Source organism: Saccharopolyspora kobensis, assembly GCF_900108315.1.
Taxonomy (GTDB): domain Bacteria; phylum Actinomycetota; class Actinomycetes; order Mycobacteriales; family Pseudonocardiaceae; genus Saccharopolyspora; species Saccharopolyspora kobensis.
On record NZ_FNVB01000009.1, the window covers coordinates 329,999 to 346,429 of the forward strand.

12 protein-coding genes and 1 tRNA gene are annotated in these 16,431 nt (G+C 69.6%); 9 read left to right on the forward strand and 4 right to left on the reverse strand.

Annotated features, from left to right (window positions below; translation table 11 throughout):
• Positions 1-31: 31 nt before the first annotated feature.
• Positions 32-1,597: an alkaline phosphatase D family protein gene (locus tag C4T78_RS28775; protein WP_093351878.1), complete on the forward strand. Its 1,566-nt coding sequence runs from the start codon at positions 32-34 to the stop codon at positions 1,595-1,597.
• Positions 1,598-1,676: 79 nt separating this feature from the next.
• Here C4T78_RS28775 and aceE read toward each other — a convergent pair whose 3' ends face one another.
• Positions 1,677-4,445, reverse strand: coding sequence for a pyruvate dehydrogenase (acetyl-transferring), homodimeric type (gene aceE / locus C4T78_RS28780; protein WP_093351880.1), 2,769 nt, complete (start codon positions 4,443-4,445; stop codon positions 1,677-1,679).
• 295 nt (positions 4,446-4,740) lie between these two features.
• Here aceE and C4T78_RS28785 point away from each other — a divergent pair, with 295 nt between their 5' ends.
• The 3 genes from C4T78_RS28785 to C4T78_RS28795 all read left to right on the forward strand — a co-directional run bounded on the left by C4T78_RS28785 (position 4,741) and on the right by C4T78_RS28795 (position 5,929).
• Positions 4,741-5,175 (forward strand): DUF3052 domain-containing protein, encoded by a 435-nt coding sequence (locus C4T78_RS28785; RefSeq protein ID WP_093351882.1) that lies wholly within the window; start codon positions 4,741-4,743, stop codon positions 5,173-5,175.
• A 112-nt stretch (positions 5,176-5,287) separates the two neighbouring features.
• Positions 5,288-5,752 carry a peroxiredoxin gene (locus C4T78_RS28790; RefSeq protein ID WP_093351884.1) on the forward strand — a complete coding sequence of 155 codons (465 nt, stop codon included), beginning with the start codon at positions 5,288-5,290 and terminating at the stop codon, positions 5,750-5,752.
• 105 nt (positions 5,753-5,857) lie between these two features.
• A tRNA-Val gene (locus tag C4T78_RS28795) sits at positions 5,858-5,929 on the forward strand.
• 59 nt (positions 5,930-5,988) lie between these two features.
• Here C4T78_RS28795 and C4T78_RS36190 read toward each other — a convergent pair.
• Together C4T78_RS36190 and C4T78_RS28805 are read right to left on the reverse strand one after the other, a co-directional pair.
• Entirely contained in the window at positions 5,989-7,407 is a 1,419-nt protein-coding gene (locus tag C4T78_RS36190; RefSeq protein ID WP_143185832.1) for a hypothetical protein, read from the reverse strand.
• Positions 7,408-7,571: 164 nt separating this feature from the next.
• The gene (locus tag C4T78_RS28805; protein WP_093351889.1) at positions 7,572-8,894 is read right to left on the reverse strand and encodes a cryptochrome/photolyase family protein; all 1,323 of its coding nucleotides are present in this window, start codon (positions 8,892-8,894) and stop codon (positions 7,572-7,574) included.
• A gap of 144 nt (positions 8,895-9,038) precedes the next feature.
• Here C4T78_RS28805 and C4T78_RS28810 point away from each other — a divergent pair, with 144 nt between their 5' ends.
• The 4 genes from C4T78_RS28810 to C4T78_RS28825 all read left to right on the forward strand — a co-directional run bounded on the left by C4T78_RS28810 (position 9,039) and on the right by C4T78_RS28825 (position 12,263).
• Complete coding sequence (locus C4T78_RS28810) at positions 9,039-10,550, forward strand: SDR family oxidoreductase (protein WP_093352125.1); 1,512 nt, start codon at positions 9,039-9,041, stop codon at positions 10,548-10,550.
• 109 nt (positions 10,551-10,659) lie between these two features.
• Positions 10,660-10,965 (forward strand): hypothetical protein, encoded by a 306-nt coding sequence (locus C4T78_RS28815; protein WP_093351891.1) that lies wholly within the window; start codon positions 10,660-10,662, stop codon positions 10,963-10,965.
• 49 nt (positions 10,966-11,014) lie between these two features.
• Positions 11,015-11,746 (forward strand): Clp protease N-terminal domain-containing protein, encoded by a 732-nt coding sequence (locus C4T78_RS28820; RefSeq protein WP_093351894.1) that lies wholly within the window; start codon positions 11,015-11,017, stop codon positions 11,744-11,746.
• Between the two features lie 64 nt (positions 11,747-11,810).
• Positions 11,811-12,263, forward strand: a complete 453-nt coding sequence (locus C4T78_RS28825) for a GreA/GreB family elongation factor (protein ID WP_093351896.1) — start codon at positions 11,811-11,813, stop codon at positions 12,261-12,263.
• Positions 12,264-12,356: 93 nt separating this feature from the next.
• On the opposite strand, the gene C4T78_RS28830 is transcribed toward C4T78_RS28825, so the two are convergent.
• Positions 12,357-15,782: an indolepyruvate ferredoxin oxidoreductase family protein gene (locus C4T78_RS28830; protein WP_093351899.1), complete on the reverse strand. Its 3,426-nt coding sequence runs from the start codon at positions 15,780-15,782 to the stop codon at positions 12,357-12,359.
• A 155-nt stretch (positions 15,783-15,937) separates the two neighbouring features.
• Between C4T78_RS28830 and C4T78_RS28835 the strand changes: the two genes are divergently transcribed.
• On the forward strand, positions 15,938-16,387 hold the full coding sequence (locus C4T78_RS28835) for an Lrp/AsnC family transcriptional regulator (RefSeq protein ID WP_093151805.1): 450 nt from the start codon (positions 15,938-15,940) through the stop codon (positions 16,385-16,387).
• The last annotated feature ends 44 nt before the right edge of the window (positions 16,388-16,431 follow it).

Here is a 16,431-nt window from a genome sequence, read left to right on the forward strand (position 1 = left end):
GTCCGACCACCACATCTCTGGAGGATCGAAAGTGCCCGGAAATTCCCTGTCCCGCCGGTCGGTGCTGCTCAGCGGCGCCGTGCTCGCCGCAGCCGCGCCCGCCGTCCCCGCCGCGGCTTCCGAACTCCGCGGTGTCGGCCGTCCGATGCGCCCCGGCCAGCTGTTCACGCTCGGCGTCGCATCGGGTGAGCCGCTGCCGCACGGCGTCGTGCTGTGGACCCGGCTGGCCCGCGATCCGCTGGCCGAGAACGGCCTCGGCGGCATGCCGGACCAGGCGATCAAGGTGGACTGGGAAGTCGCGACGGACGAGCGGTTCAAGAACGTCGTGCAGCGCGGGCAGGCCGAGGCCTCGCCGCGGTGGGCGCACAGCGTGCACGTCGAGGCCAACGGCCTGCGGCCGGGCACGGAGTACTTCTACCGGTTCCGCGCCCGGGGCGAGCTCTCGCCGGTCGGCCGCACCCGCACCGCGCCGGCGCCCGGCACGCTCGGCGCGCTGACCATGTGCTTCGCCTCCTGCGCGCACTACGGCGAGGGCTTCTTCACCGCCTACCGGCGGATGGCCGAGGACGAGCCGGGCCTGATCCTGCACCTGGGCGACTACCAGTACGAGTACGCCGACAACCCGTCCAAGAACGTGCGCAAGGTGGAGGGCCCCGAGACCGTCACGCTGGCCAACTACCGGCAGCGGCACGCCCAGTACAAGACCGACCCGGACCTGCAGCTGGCGCACGCCACCGCGCCGTGGCTGGTCGTCTTCGACGACCACGAGATCGAGAACAACTGGGCCGCCGAGGTCCCGGAGGACAAGTCCGAGACGCCGGGGCAGGCGTTCCTCGAGCGCCGTCGCGCCGCGTTCCAGGCCTACTACGAGAACATGCCGCTGCGGTGGGAGTCGATGCCGCAGGGCAACGGCATCAGGCTCTACCGGCGCCGCCAGTGGGGCTCGCTGGCGAACTTCCACATGCTCGACACCCGCCAGTACCGCGACGACCAGGCCTACGGCGACGGCAACAAGCCCGACGGCCCGGACCTGAAGGTCCCGGAGCGCACCATCACCGGCAAGGACCAGGAGGTGTGGTTGCTGGACGGGCTGCGCCAGTCGCGGGCCCGGTGGGACGTGCTCGGCCAGCAGGTCTGGTTCGCCCAGATGGACCACGACCCGGGCCCGGCGAAGATCCTGCCGATGGACGCCTGGGACGGCTACCAGGCCTCGCGCCAGCGGATCAAGGCCGGTTTCAGCACCACCCGCAACGTCGTGGTGCTCACCGGTGACGTGCACTCGCACTGGGCGGCCGACCTCAAGGACGACTTCGACGACTCCCGCTCGCGCACCGTCGCCGTGGAGCTGACCACCACCTCGGTCACCTCCGGCCGCGACGGCGCGGACACCAACGAGGGCGGCGACAAGCTCAAGGCCGCCAACGAGCACGTGCACTTCTACAGCGCTCGCCGCGGCTACGTGCGCACGCAGTTCACCCCGGAGCAGGTCCGCGCCGACTACCGGGTGCTGCCGTACGTCTCGAAGCCGAACGCCCCGGTGACGACGGCGGCCAGCTTCATCACCCAGGACCGCGACCCGGGCCTCCACGCGGTCTGACCCGCCCGGCGATCTCCACCGAGATCGCGGACCAGGACGACGACGGGGGCACCTCCGCTCGGAGATGCCCCCGCGTCGATCAGGCGAGCCCGGCGTCCGAGGTCTGCGGTCCCGCGGCCTGGACGTCGTCCAGGCGGTAGCGGCGGGTGGCCTCGACGACCTTGGACTTGTCCACCTGGCCGGAGCGCGCCAGCGCGGCCAGCGTCGCGACGACGGTGGACTCCGCGTCGACCAGGAACACCCGCCGCGCGGCCGGTCGGGTGTCGGAGAAGCCGAACCCGTCCGCGCCGAGGCTGACCATCTCGCCCGGCACCCACGGCCGGATCAGGTCCGGCACCGCGCGCATCCAGTCGCTGACCGCCACGACCGGCCCTTCGGCGTTCGCCAGCACCCGCGTCACGTGCGGCACCTGCGGATCCGCCTCCGGGTGCAGCAGGTTGTGCCGGTCGGCGGCCTCGGCCTCGCGCCGCAGCTGCGACCAGGAGGTCGCCGACCACACGTCGGCCTGCACGCCCCACTCCTCGGCGAGCAGCTGCTGGGCCTTCAGCGCCAGCGGCATGCTCACGCCCGAGGCGAGGATCTGCGCCTTCGGCCCGGATCCGCCCGGCGCCGCCTGGTAGCGGTACAGGCCGCGCAGCAGCGCGTCGACGTCGAGGTCGGCCGGCTCGGCGGGCTGCTGGTAGGGCTCGTTGTAGACGGTCAGGTAGTAGAAGACGTTCTCGGCGTCCTCGCCGTACATCCGGCGCAGACCGTCCTTGACGATGTGCGCCACCTCGAACGCCCACGACGGGTCGTAGGCCACCACCGCCGGGTTCGTCGCCGCGATCAGCTGGGAGTGCCCGTCGGCGTGCTGCAGGCCCTCACCGGTCAGCGTGGTGCGCCCGGCCGTCGCCCCGAGCACGAACCCGCGCGCCATCTGGTCGGCGGCGGCCCAGAAGCTGTCGCCGGTGCGCTGGAAGCCGAACATCGAGTAGAAGATGTAGATCGGGATCATCGGCTCGCCGTGCGTGGCGTAGCTGGTGCCCGCCGCGGTGAACGACGCGGTCGACCCGGCCTCGTTGATGCCCTCGTGCAGGATCTGCCCCTGGTCGCTCTCCCGGTAGGCCAGCATCAGCTGGTAGTCCACCGGCGTGTAGAGCTGGCCGAGCGGGTTGTAGATCTTCTGGGACGGGAACATCGAGTCCATGCCGAAGGTCCGCGCCTCGTCCGGGATGATCGGCACGATCCGCGGCCCGATCTCGGGATCCTTGGCGAGGTCCTTGAGCAGCCGGACGAACGCCATCGTGGTGGCGACCTCCTGCTTGCCGGAGCCCCGCTTGACCACCTCGTAGACCTTGTCGCCGGGCAGCACCAGCGGCTTGGCCTTGGCCCGCCGCTCCGGCAGGTAGCCGCCCAGCTTCCGGCGCCGGTCCTGCAGGTACTGGAGTTCAGGTGCCTCCTGGCCGGGGTGGTAGTACGGCGGCAGGTACGGGTCGAGCTGGTCGTCGGAGATCGGGATCCGCAGGCTGTCCCGGAACTGCTTCAGGTCGTCCAGGGTCAGCTTCTTCATCTGGTGGGTGGCGTTGCGGCCCTCGAAGTGCGGGCCGAGGCCGTAGCCCTTGATCGTCTTGGCCAGGATCACGGTCGGCTGGCCGTGGTGCTCGGTCGCCGCCTTGTACGCCGCGTAGATCTTGCGGTAGTCGTGCCCGCCGCGGCGCAGGCCCCAGATCTCGTCGTCGGAGAGGTGCTTGACCATCTCCTTGGTGCGCGGATCGCGGCCGAAGAAGTGCTCCCGGACGAACGCGCCGTCGTTGGCCTTGTAGGTCTGGTAGTCGCCGTCCGGGGTGGTGTTCATCAGGTTGACCAGCGCGCCGTCGCGGTCGGCGTGCAGCAGCGCGTCCCACTCGCGGCCCCAGATCACCTTGATCACGTTCCACCCGGCGCCGCGGAAGAAGCCCTCCAGCTCCTGGATGATCTTGCCGTTGCCGCGGACCGGCCCGTCCAGCTGCTGCAGGTTGCAGTTGATCACGAAGGTGAGGTTGTCCAGGCCGTCGTTGGCCGCGACCTGCAGCAGCCCGCGCGACTCCGGCTCGTTCATCTCACCGTCGCCGAGGAACGCCCACACCCGCTGCCGGCTGGTGTCCTTGATGCCGCGATCGTGCAGGTAGCGGTTGAACCGCGCCTGGTAGATGGCGTTCATCGGGCCCAGCCCCATGGAGACGGTGGGGAATTCCCAGAAGTCCGGCATCAGGCGCGGGTGCGGGTAGGACGGCAATCCGCCGCCCGGCCCCGCGTGCGAGTACTCCTGGCGGAAGCCGTCGAGCTGATCGGCCGACAGCCGGCCCTCCAGGAAGGCGCGGGCGTAGATGCCGGGGGAGGCGTGGCCCTGGATGTAGAGGTGGTCGCCCCCGCCCGGGTGGTCCTTGCCCCGGAAGAACCAGTTGAACCCGACCTCGTAGAGGCTGGCCGAGGAGGCGAACGACGAGATGTGGCCGCCCACGCCGACGCCCGGGCGCTGCGCCCGGTGCACCATCACCGCCGCGTTCCACCGCATCCAGGCGCGGTAGCGGCGCTCGGTCTCCTCGTCGCCGGGGAACCAGGGCTCCTGCTCGGTGGCGATGCTGTTGACGTAGTCCGTGCTGGTCAGCGACGGGATGCCGACACCGTTCTCGCGGGCGCGCTGCAGCAACCGGAGCATCAGGTAGCGCGCGCGCTGCTGGCCGTGGCCGGACAGCACCGAGTCGAAGGACTGCAGCCACTCCTCGGTCTCCTCCGGATCGATGTCCGGCAGGTAGGAGGCGAGACCGTCGCGGATGACCCGCACCCGCTGGGTGGGGACGGCACCGGCGTCGTTGTTGAGCGGGGACAAGAGGAACTCCTCGACTGCTTCGGTGGCGGTGGCAGGGTGTTCGAACAGTGATGTCGAACACTGTCATCGTCCCCCATTTCGGCCACGGATGCGTGCATCGACAGCGGCCGCGCCGCGGACCAGGCTGTTGGTGCGAGGTTTCCCGGTCTACAGTCATGGCCTGACCGCTGCTGCGGCGTGTCGTGCCGTCAGCAGTTGCGCCGAGGGCGGTCCGCAGTGTTCGCTATCGGCCATATCTGAAAGCTGTGCGGCGCCAGCGGGCGCCGCGCCGGTGCATTGGAGGAGTGAGCAAACCGTGGTCGCCGCGGGAGACGCCGGTAAAGGCGAAGCCGACGTCGCCGAGAGGCTCGACATCGAGCCCGAGATGGTTGTCCAGGAAATCGGCTGGGACGAGGATGTCGATGATGATGTCCGGGCCGCGATCGAGGAGCGTTGCGGGAGCGATCTGCTCGACGAAGATGCCGATGAAGTGGTCGATGTCGTGCTGCTGTGGTGGCGCGAAGACGACGGCGACCTGACGGACACTCTTCTCGACGTCATGACGCCGCTGTCCGACGAAGGGGTCATCTGGGTGCTGACCCCGAAGACCGGTCGGGACGGGTCCGTCGACCCGGCCGACATCACGGAAGCGGCATCGACGGCGAATCTGGCCCAGACGGGCAACGTCACCGTCAGCGAGGGGTGGAAGGGCACCCGGTTGGCCCTGCGCTCGGCGAAGGCCAAGCGCTGACGGCCCAGGACGTCCAGCACGTGGGCACCGGTGGCCGCCATCGGTGCCCACGTTCGTCTGTTCGGTGTAGGTTCGGCGAGGACATGGTCACGTCGAACAGGAGGGTTCGCTCATGACGGTCGAGGTCGGTGCGCAGGCGCCGGACTTCACGCTGCCGGACTACAACAAGGAGTCGGTCTCGCTGGCCGACTTCCGCGGCAAGAAGAACGTCCTGCTGGTCTTCTACCCCTTCGCGTTCAGCGGGATCTGCCAGGGCGAGCTCTGCCAGGTCCGGGATGACCTCAGCGAGTTCCAGAACGACGACGTCCAGGTGCTCGGCGTGTCGGTCGACTCCCCGTTCGCGCTGAAGGCGTGGGCGGACAAGGAGGGCTACACCTTCCCGCTGCTGTCGGACTTCTGGCCGCACGGCGAGGTCGCCAAGGCCTACGGCGTGTTCAACGAGGCGGCGGGCATGGCCAACCGCGGTACGTTCCTGATCGACACCGAGGGCGTCGTCCGCTTCGCGGAGGCGAACCAGCCGGGCGAGGCCCGCGATCAGGAGGTCTGGAAGAAGGCCCTGGCGGAGCTCAAGGCCTGATCCGGCGAGCACCAGGTGGCCGACCGGGTGCCCGGTTCGCCCCGACCCGGAGGTAAGGTGTCGGCGGTGATCAACCGGGCCCCCGGCCCGGACGGCCACCACCCAGGGCGCATAGCTCAGCGGAAGAGCACTTGCCTTACAAGCAAGGGGTCGTAGGTTCGAACCCTACTGCGCCCACAATTGGCGGATTCCTGCATCCGCGCTGGATTTGATGTGACAGCTTGCCCTGCCGAGAGTCATCCCCTGACGCGGATCGCGAGCACTGTCCCGTCCCGGCCGACCGATATCGTGGTGTTGTCGGAAGCCTGGCGTCGTGAGCGGTGCCGCCATTTGTCCCAGAAGCGGCGCGAAGTCTGGAAGTAAGAACTCAACCGCTGCTCGCCCAGATCCGCGTATATGCCTTCTTCGATGCCTCTGAAGACTTCGAGGTGCCGGTCTCCCGTTAGCGGCATCGTGTAGCTGGTTCCTCGGGCGCGGAAGCCGTCCTGCATGCTGATGCTCGCGGATCTCTCGACCTCGATGGGCTCGTCCAGCGGCAGGCCTTGCTGGCCGCTCTGACCTTCGTAGCGCCTTGGCAGCCGGTAGTCGGCGGCGGCCTTGTCGTCCCCGGCGAATGCCAATACCGACGAGGCGAAGGTGCGAGCGAGGACCTGCGCGAACCAGTTGCGGCTCGCTCGTGGAACCGTCACGACATGTGGAGTGCGCAACTCTTCTTCCGGCGACTCGGTGTCCTCGGATGCCTCGCCTGCCGATGCCGTCTGGGAGTCGGGTTCCTCCGGTTCGGAGACGGCTGGCGGGCGAACGCTGAAAAACTCAGGTGGTTCCTCGATGGTTCCATCCAGGAGAGCGTTCAGCTCTCCTGGCGTTCCCGACCAGAGATCGGCGTCCCCTGGCGGGTCTATTACGAGAATTTTGATGCCGGATCTCAGTAGGCGGGATACGCACATCAACGATGAGAGATCATGACCTTCTATCTCAACGGACCGGACCTGCGTGCATGCCTTCGCCAGTTGCCTGACCGCCTGTTGTTCTCCTTCTGAATGCGTGCCCTTGCACTCCAGGACTACGATCTTGAGCCCTCCGCGTCCGCTGTTCGGGCGTCCGATAAGAAAGTAGTCCGGTCGGCTCTGCGTGCCGTTCAGCTGGTTTGCGGATCCGGCTTCCGGTATCCCGCGGGTGAGCGCGTATTCTGCATCGACGGGATGGAATTCCCAATTGGGGTATTGCCTTCGCAGGATCTCCCGGGCCACGACGAGCGCAAAGCCGATGCCTAAGTACTCGGACTGGGCCACCTTGTGGTGGTAGACCACGTCGTTTCCCAAGGCTGAAACCGCAAGGCGGCCGGACTTCGTCTCCATGGTGGCGCAATAGCGCAACTGTGCCCAGTGGCGAGAAACCGCGGCGAACGGTGAGTTCCCGTCGAATGCGGTCGCAACTCCGACTTGGCGGAGTACTTCTAATGGGCTGGTGCGCATGATTCGTGGAAGCGGGATCGGGACCGGTGTCGGATCTTTGCGGAAGGAGTAGGCGGGGTTCTTCTTGGATTCCTTTCGTGAAAATTCGACGACTTTGTCGACAAGGCGATGAGATGACTCCAGATCGACGGTTCCTTCTCCTCGCAAGAGGCGCAATGCCCTGTCGATGGTCACGCGCATCGCCCTCCGTGATTGGAAGCCTCGCTGCCGAATTGAAAGTACTGAGGAGGCCGTGGTGCTGCAAGCTTCCACCTTTGTTCTCACCGGGTCGGCTGCGGGCCATCTGGAGCAGGGAACCGGATCGAGATTTTGCGCGCTAATTCCTGGAAGGCGCAAGCTGCAATTCAACGCGCGGTTCGGGAGTGGGCGTTGGCTTCGGTCACGTCGACTATCGGGGGTGGGTAGCCGCGGGCTACTCGCTGTTCGGGTTCCATGCGGTTCGGGTCGTGGAGGGCTCGTGTTGGGAGGTCGGCCAGCTCTGGGAGGTGGCGGCGGATGTAGGTGCCCTCCGGGTCGTAGCGCTGGGCTTGGCGGCATGGGTTGAGGACTCTGTTGGGGCGGGTGTCGGTTCCTGTTCCTGCCATCCACTGCCAGTTCATGTTGTTGTTCGCGATGTCCCCGTCGACCAGGAGGTTCAGGAAGTGCTGGGCGCCGAGGCGCCAGTCGAGGTGGAGGGTCTTCGTCAGGAAGCTCGCCGTGATCATGCGGGTTCTGTTGTGCATCCAGCCCTCCGTCGCGAGTTGGCGCATTCCGGCGTCGACGATCGGGATGCCGGTGCGGCCTTCGCGCCAGGCCTGGAACGCCTCCGGGTCTTCGCGCCACCGGCTTCCTCGTGGGCGGTAGTCGCGGTGGCCGGCGGTGGGGCGGGCGGCCAGCACCTGGTGGTGGAAATCGCGCCAGGCGAGTTGGCGGACGAACGCGCGTTCCGGTTCGGCGTCCCCGGCCTGGTCGATGAGCTCGATCGGGGACACGCAGCCGAAGTGCAGGTATGGCGACAGCCGCGAGGTCGCACCGTCCAGGTCGCCGTAGTCCGCGACGCCTTCGGCGTACCACCGCCGCACGAGATCGCGGCCCGCGGTTTCGCCTCCGGGAGGCAGCTTCGGCGACAGTTCGCCTGGGCAGAGCTCCTCGCGGGTCGGCAGTTTCCCGGTGCGCAGCCGCGGCGTCCGAAGCGCCTCCGGCATGGCCGCGATGGGCCGGAGGGGCGTTGCTGACCAGCGGCGGAAGTACGGGGTGAACACGGCGAAGTGATCCTTGCCGCTCGGGACGAGGTGCCCTGGTGGGTGCGCCGTCACCACGGCGTCGTGGACGAGCAGCGCGCAATCGGTCAGGGCCTGTCGCAGGTTGTTCTCGCGGACCTGCGCGTATGCGCTGACGTCGGCGGCCACGTGGACCTCTGAAGCGCCGACCTCCTCGACCAGTCGCGCCACCTCGGTCGCGGGAGCACCTGCTCGGAGGACCAGCCCGGCGTCGAGAGCGCGGAGCGAACCGCGGAGATCGCGGAGGCAGTCCAGCAGGAAGGCGGTGCGGTTGGGGGCGGATCGGCGGAGGACGGCTTCGTCGAGCACGAACAGCGGAACCACTCGATCGGCCCGTGCGGCGTGCTGCAGGACCGGGTTGTCGTGGACCCGCAGGTCGCGGGTGAACAGGCAGATCGCCGTGCGCAATGGCCTCGACCCCGTCTCGCGAGCGGAATCCCGCCGAGGCTACCAGCGGACGAAGCGCCAGGCCGTGGTCGCGCGCCGCTGCCGGTCGACGCCCACGACGCGGCGGCCGCGTGGTCGGGGGCGAAGTCGGGTAGCCAGGTGTGGATGGGGACTGGGGAGTCGAAGTTGTGCCTGGTGACCGGGGCTACCGGTTACGTGGGCGGGCGGCTCGTGCCGCAGTTGCTGGTCAGCGGGTATCGGGTGCGGTGCTTGGTGCGGACTCCGGAGAAGCTCCGCGATGTTCCGTGGCGCGATCAGGTCGAGGTGGTGCGCGGGGACCTGTTCGACGAGGACGCGGTGCGCGCGGCGTGCGACGGCGTGGACGTCCTGTACTACCTGGTGCATTCCTTGCAGCAGAAGGGGTTCGGCGATCTCGACCGGCGTGCCGCGGCCGGTGCGGGGCGGGCCGCTCGGCAGGCCGGGGTGTCGCGGATCGTCTACCTCGGCGGAGTGCATCCCGCCGGGAAGTTGTCGGAGCACCTGCGGTCGCGGGCCGAGGTGGGGGAGACGCTGTTGCGCAGCGGGGTGCCGACCGCTGTGCTGCAAGCCGCGGTGATCATCGGTTCCGGCTCGGCGAGCTTCGAGATGCTGCGGTACCTCACCGAGCGGTTGCCCGCGATGGTCACGCCGCGCTGGGTGAGCAACCGGGTGCAGCCGATCGCCGTGCGCGACGTGCTGCACTACCTGGTCGCGGCGGCCGACCTGCCCGAGGTGGTCAGCCGCGCCTTCGACATCGGTGGCCCGGACGTCCTGACCTACGCGCAGATGATGCGCACCTACGCCGCGGTGGCCGGTCTGCCGCGCCGGGTGATGCTGCCGGTGCGGGTCCTGTCACCGAAGCTCAGCTCGCTGTGGATCAACATCGTGACTCCGGTGCCGCGCAGCGTCGGCGTTCCGCTCATCGAATCGCTGATCAACGAGGCCGTCTGCGCTGAGCACGACATCGACGACCACATCGCGCGCCCCGAGGGAGGCCTGACCGGGCTCGCGGACGCGATCGCCCTGGCGTTGCGCAGGATCCAGCGCGGCGAGGTGGAGACGCGGTGGTCGGACGCGTCACCGGTCAGCGCCCCGTGGGAACCGATCCCGTCCGACCCGGCGTGGTCCGGTGGCACGGTCTACCGGGATGTGCGCGAGCGCGTGACAGATGCGCCGCCGGCAGCGGTTTGGCGCGTGGTGGAAGGCATCGGCGGCCGTCACGGCTGGTACTCGTTCCCGCTGGCCTGGGCGGTGCGCGGCTGGATCGACCGGCTGCTGGGCGGAGTCGGGCTCCGCCGCGGCCGACGCGATCCGCAGCGCCTGCGCACGGGCGACGCGTTGGACTGGTGGCGGGTCGAAGAGCTGGTGGAAGGACGTTTCCTCCGCCTGCGGGCGGAGATGAAGGTGCCGGGTCGGGCTTGGCTGGAGCTGTCGGTCGAACCGGAGGACGGCGGCACCCGCTACCGGCAGCGAGCGGTGTTCATCCCGCACGGCTTGCTCGGGCACCTCTACTGGTGGGCGGTCGCGCCTTTCCACGGGCTGGTATTCGGCGGGATGGTGCGCCGGATCCTCGGTGCTGCGGCGGAACGCGCACCCGCCGGGAAGCGCGGGACGGTCTCGGCGGAGCCGTCTCGATGAGTGCGGGGCGCTGGGGGTGTCGCAGCGAGCCGCACCAGAGCGTCGCCTTCGAGGCCTGCCTCGTCGAGCGCGGCGTGGACCGCTTCGGCCCACGTCGGATGATGTGGGTATGAGCGAGCGGGATGAGCTTCTTGCGGTGGCCGATCGGATCGAGCGGCTTGCCGGTGCTTCCACCGGTGGGGACTGGCGGGGTGGCGGGTTGCTCGCCACTCGGCCGGACGTCGTCGCGCACTTCGCCGATGGCTCGACCGAGCACGTCGCCGAGGCTCGGGCGAGGAGTGCTCGGTGGATCGCCGTCTTCTCGCCCGCGGTGGCGGGACCGCTCGTCGAGTGGCTTCGGTCGGCCGCTCGGGCGGCGGAGGTCGATCCGGCTGCGCTGGCTCTGGCGCGGGTCGTGCAGGAGCGGTTGGGCTGATCGTCAACTTGAGGTTGACGCGTGGCTATCGTCAACCTATGGTTGACGTATGGATGAGTTGAAGATTTCGGATCACGTTTCGCTGGACGAGCTGATCTCCGCCATCAAGAAGGTGCACGGGGATGCTCTTGAGCAGCTGTCGAGCGCTGTCGTCGCCGGAGAGCACCTGGGCGAGGTCGCCGATCACTTGATCGGGCACTTCGTCGACCAGGCCCGGCGGTCCGGGGCTTCCTGGACCGACATCGGCAAGAGCATGGGCGTCAGCAAGCAGGCCGCGCAGAAGCGGTTCGTGCCCAAGGGACCGGGCGAGGTCTCCGACCTCGACCCGTCGCAGGGGTTCAGCCGGTTCACGCCGCGCGCCCGCAACATCGTGGTGGTGTCGCAGAAGGAGGCCCGCGACGCCGGGAACGCCGAGATCCGGACCGAGCACCTGGTGCTCGGGCTGATCGGGGAGTCCGACGGGCTCGGCGCCAAAGCGATCGTCGCGCAGGGGGTTTCGCTCGACGACGTGCGGCAGGCCGCGGTCGAGGCGCTGCCCACCGCCGTCGACGAGGTGCCGCACCTCGTTCCCTTCGACGCCGGGGCGCGGAAGGTGCTGGAGCTGACCTTCCGGGAGGCCCTCCGGCTCGGGCACAACTACATCGGGACCGAGCACGTGCTGCTCGCGCTGCTGGAGAACGAGGCCGGGACCGGTGTGCTGAGCAGTCTCGGGATCGAGAAGGGCGCCGTCGAGGAGAACGTCGCAGCCGCGCTGGCCGAGATCACCGGCGAGCAGGCCTGATCGAGTTGTGCTCCCGGGCACCGACGCCGAGCATCAGCTGCGAAAACTTCGGGGAGGAGCGGCGATGAGCGGTGCGGACCAGGCCACCCGGGAGCGGCTGGCGGAGGAGATCCGCTCGCTGCGCGCGCGGCGCGAGCGGCTGGTCGACGAGCTCGTGCAGAGCTCGGGACCGGGCGACAGCGGTGATGCCTCGCAGGAGTTGCAGGGCGGGGACGAGGTCGCCGCCATCGACGAGCGCATCGCCGAGCTGGAGAAGCTGCGGGCCGGCCGGATCGACGTGCAGGGCGTCGCTCCGGGCACCGAGGTGGTGCTGCGGTTCTCCGACGGTTCGACGCAGACCTTCAAGGTCGTGGCGATTCCGGAGGAGGTGCTGGCCGGGGAGGAGGACATCACGGTGACCTCCGACAGCCCGCTGGGCCTGGCGCTGGCGCACGGCCAGCAGGGCGAGACCGTTCGGTATCCGACACCGGACGGGGCCGTCGAGGTCGAAGTGCTCAGCATCCGCCGGCCGAGCTGAAGCGGTGGGCCGGGGTTCCCGGATGCGATTTCAATGGAAATCAGACGTCCGATTTCCATTGAAATCGCGGGATCCCCGGCCCCTCGCCGTGCCTCAGACCGCGACGACCCGCTCGGGCGCCGGCGACTTGAGCAGTTCGGACTGCTTCGCGCGGTAGGTCTCGACGTTGGCCAGCTTGATCTCCTCGTAGCCGCGGATCACGTCCGGCAGCTCCGCCAGCTCCAGCAGCGCCGGGTGGTCGGCGGCCACGGCGCGCTCGATGACGGCGCGGTACTGCTCGACCAGCTCGCGCTCCACGCGGCGGACCTTCGCGTAGCCGAACAGGTCCAGGCGGGTGCCGCGCACCTTGCGCATCGCGCGCAGCAGCCGGAAGACCTGCCGGAACCACGGGCCGAGGCTGATCTTGCGGTTCATGCCGAGCGCGCGCAGCACCGGCGGGTGCAGGCGGAAGGCGTAGCGGGAACCCGGGCCGAACTGGGCCTCGATGTCGGCCTGCAGGCGCTCGTCGAGCGACAGGCGCGCCACCTCGTACTCGTCCTTGTAGGCCATCAGCTTGTACAGGTTGCGGGCCACCGCCTCGGCGACCTCCGCCGAGCTCGCGCGCCGCACCCGCTCGACGAACTCGGCGTAGCCGCGGGCGTAGGCCTCGTCCTGGTAGTCGACCAGGTCCGGGATCCGGATGTCGAGCAGTCGGGCCAGTTCCGAGCCCTCGTCGGCCTTGACCAGCGCCCGCACCCGCCGGGCGGCCGCGCTCGGCGCCGGCGGCTCGACCGGGGCCGGGGTGATCTCGGCCCGCAGCGCGTCCGGGTCGGCGATGGCCTGGCGGCCGCGGCGGAACGCCTGGATGTTGGCGGCCACCGCAGTGCCGTTGAGCTCGATCGCCTGCTCGATGCTCTCGGCGGACAGCTGCAGCGCGCCGCACTGGTAGGCCGCGCCGAGCTGGAGGATGTTGGCGAACTGGTCGTCGTCGAACAGCTCCTCCGCCAGGCCGCGCGCGTCCAGGTAGAACGCGCGGGCGGTGGCGTCGTCGAGCGCCGAGCGGATGCCGGACTGCGCCGGGAACGACACCTCGGTGTCCACCACCATCCGGCCGGTCGGGACCTCGGTCGTGGACACCACCGCGGTCGTCCGCTCCGCGGCGGCCGCCGCCAGGTGCACCGGGTCGGCGGCCACCAGCAGGTCGCAGCCCAGGTAGAGGTCGCACTCGCCGGCGGCGAGCTTCGGCGCCTGCTCGACCGGCGCCGAGGTGATCTTGAGGTCGGAGACCACCGCGCCGCCCTTCTGCGCGAGGCCGATCTGGTCCAGGGTGCGCACCTGGCGGCCGTCGATCACCGCGGCCGTGGCCAGGATCTGCGTCACCGTGACCACGCCGGTGCCGCCGATGCCGGTGATGCGGACGGTGAAGTCGTCCTCGCCGCGCTCCGGTTCCGGCAGCTCGGAGGCGGCCAGCTCGCTGATCTCGCGGTGCTGCTTGCGGCCGCTGGGCACCACGGTCAGGAACGACGGGCAGTCCCCGGCCAGGCAGGAGTAGTCGACGTTGCAGGACGACTGGTGGATCTGGGTCTTTCGGCCGAACTCGGTGCTCACCGGCTGCACCGACAGGCAGTTGGACTTCGCGCCGCAGTCCCCGCAGCCCTCGCACACCCGCTCGTTGATCAGCACCTTCTCCGCCGGCGTCGGCTGCTTGCCGCGGCGGCGCTTGCGGCGCTTCTCCGCCGCGCACTCCTGGTCGTGGATGAGCACCGTGACGCCCGGTACCTCGGCCAGTTCCGCCTGCGCGGCGAGGAGTTCGTCGCGGTGCCGGACGGTCACGCCGCGGGGCATCAGGCCGCGCAACCGCTTCGGCGCGTCGCTGGTGACGATGACCTTCGAAACCCCTTCCAGCAGCAGGAGTTCGGCGATCTTGCCCACCGGCAGCGCGCCGACCGCGTCCTGCCCGCCGGTCATCGCCACCGCCGAGTTGTGCAGCAGCTTGTAGGTGATGTTCACGCCCGCCGCGACGGCCGCGCGCACCGCCAGGCTGCCGGAGTGGGTGAAGGTGCCGTCACCGATGTTCTGCACGAAGTGCTCGGTGCTGACGAACGGCGCCATGCCGATCCACTGGGTGCCCTCGCCGCCCATCTGCGTGATGCCGACGACGTCGCCGACCTGGTCGGGGTCCATGAACAGCGCCATGGTGTGGCAGCCGATGCCCGCGCCGACCACGGTGCCGTCGGGCACCTTGGTCGAGGAGTTGTGCGGGCAGCCCGAGCAGAAGTACGGCGTGCGGGCCAGCAGCGGAACGGAGATCCGCTCGCGCCTGCGCCGCTTGCGCCACGCGTCGACCTGCGGGACCTCGCCGTGCGCGGTCAGCCGGTCGGCCAGGCCGCGGGCGATGCGGTCGGGATCGAGCTCGCCGAGCTCGGTGAACAGGGTGCGGCCGTCCGGGGTCTTCTTGCCGTGCACCTGCGGGGCGTCCGGGCGGCCGTAGAGGATCTCCTTGATCGCCTGCTCCAGGAACGACCGCTTCTCCTCGACCACCACGATCTCGGTCAGCCCGGCGGCGAACTCCCGGATGATGCCGGGCTCCAGCGGGTGGATCGCGCCGAGCTTGAGCAGCCGGATGCCGAGCTGGGCCAGGGCCTGCTCGTCGAGGCCGAGAGTGCGCAGCGCCTGGCGGAGGTCCAGGTAGGACTTGCCCGCGGCGACGATGCCGATCCGGTCCCCGGCCGCGGAGCGGGTGATCCGGTTGACGTCGCTGCCCCGCAGGTACTCCAGCGCCAGCGGGATCCGGATGTTGTAGAGGCTGCTCTCCAACCCGGCGAGCTCCGCGCCGAGCAGCCGGGCGCTGGGCCGGTGGGAGTAGGCCTCCGCGCGCATCTCGGGCGGGGTCCAGTCCGGGGTGACGGTCGCCGTCCCGGCCGAGTCGGCGACGTTGGCCACCACCTTCAGCGCCGACCACAGCCCGCTCGCCCGGGACAACTCGACCGCGTGCCGCCCGAAGTCCAGCACGTCCTGGGAATCCGCCGGGAAGAACGTCGGGATGTGCAGGTCGGCCAGCGCGGCCTCGGACGCGGCCGGAACCGTCGACGACTTGGCGTTCGGGTCGTCGCCGACCAGCGCGACCGCGCCACCGCGCGGGTCGGCGCCCGCGAGGTTGGCGTGCCGCAGGGCGTCGCTGGCCCGGTCAAGGCCGGGGGCTTTGCCGTACCAGACGCCGAGCACGCCGTCCGGGCGCTGCGTGCTGAGGCGTCCGGTGAGCTGGCTGCCCAGCACGGAGGTGGCGCCCAGCTCCTCGTTCACGCCGGGCCGGTGCACCACGTCGTGCTCGCCGAGCAGCTTCGCGCGGCGGGCCAGCTCCAGGTCGAACCCGCCCAGCGGGGAGCCCTCGTAGCCGGAGACGAACGCCGCGGTGTTCGATCCGGCGCGCCGGTCCAGCCGGATCCGGTCGAACAGCACCCGCACCAGGGCCTGCACCCCCGTCACGTAGACCGTGCCCGCCTCCCGGAGGTAGCGGTCGTCCAGCGTGAACCCGGCCATGTCGAACTCCTTCTCCCGGCAGGCATCGTGATCGCCGACACTCCAACTCATATCGGTGTGGCGCACAACACCGCGACCCGAAACGGTGACGCGCACGCAAACTTCGGTCGATGAGGCCCTTCCGCACCGCTGAATTTTGCGTACCATCGCTGCGCATGGCCGATCAGACGCTCGATGCGACGGACCACGAGATCCTGGCGCTGCTGCGCGAGGACGCACGCCGCACGCTCTCGGACATCGCCACCCGCGTGACGCTGTCCACAGCCGCGGTGAAGCGGCGCATCGACCGGTTGCAGGAGCTGGGCGTGATCCTGGGCTACACCGTCCAGCTCGACCACGCCAAGCTCGGCTGGCCGGTGGAGGCCTTCATCGAGCTGCGCTTCCTGGGCACCAGCAACGTGGACGAGATCGTCCAGACCACCACCCGGATGCCGGAGGCGCAGGCGGTCTTCACCATCGCGGGAGATCCGGACGCGCTGGTCTGGATGCGGGTGCGGGACATGGCGCACCTGCAGCGCACCATCGACGAGATCCGCCGCAGCCACCGCGTGACGAGCACGAAGACGCTGATCGCCCTGGACTCCTGGCAGCGCGGCGTCAAGTGAGCCGGAAATACCCCGTTCTTCCGGAGGACAAACCGGTCTGGACC

Coding starts and splice junctions, on each gene's coding strand:
- C4T78_RS28825 (WP_093351896.1), top strand. CDS start 11,811: ATGAGCGGTGCGGACCAGGCCACCCGGGAGCGGCTGGCGGAGGAGATC.
- C4T78_RS36190 (WP_143185832.1), bottom strand. CDS start 7,407: ATGCGCGTGACCATCGACAGGGCATTGCGCCTCTTGCGAGGAGAAGGA.
- C4T78_RS28790 (WP_093351884.1), top strand. CDS start 5,288: ATGACGGTCGAGGTCGGTGCGCAGGCGCCGGACTTCACGCTGCCGGAC.
- C4T78_RS28815 (WP_093351891.1), top strand. CDS start 10,660: ATGAGCGAGCGGGATGAGCTTCTTGCGGTGGCCGATCGGATCGAGCGG.
- C4T78_RS28830 (WP_093351899.1), bottom strand. CDS start 15,782: ATGGCCGGGTTCACGCTGGACGACCGCTACCTCCGGGAGGCGGGCACG.
- C4T78_RS28835 (WP_093151805.1), top strand. CDS start 15,938: ATGGCCGATCAGACGCTCGATGCGACGGACCACGAGATCCTGGCGCTG.
- C4T78_RS28820 (WP_093351894.1), top strand. CDS start 11,015: ATGGATGAGTTGAAGATTTCGGATCACGTTTCGCTGGACGAGCTGATC.
- C4T78_RS28810 (WP_093352125.1), top strand. CDS start 9,039: ATGGGGACTGGGGAGTCGAAGTTGTGCCTGGTGACCGGGGCTACCGGT.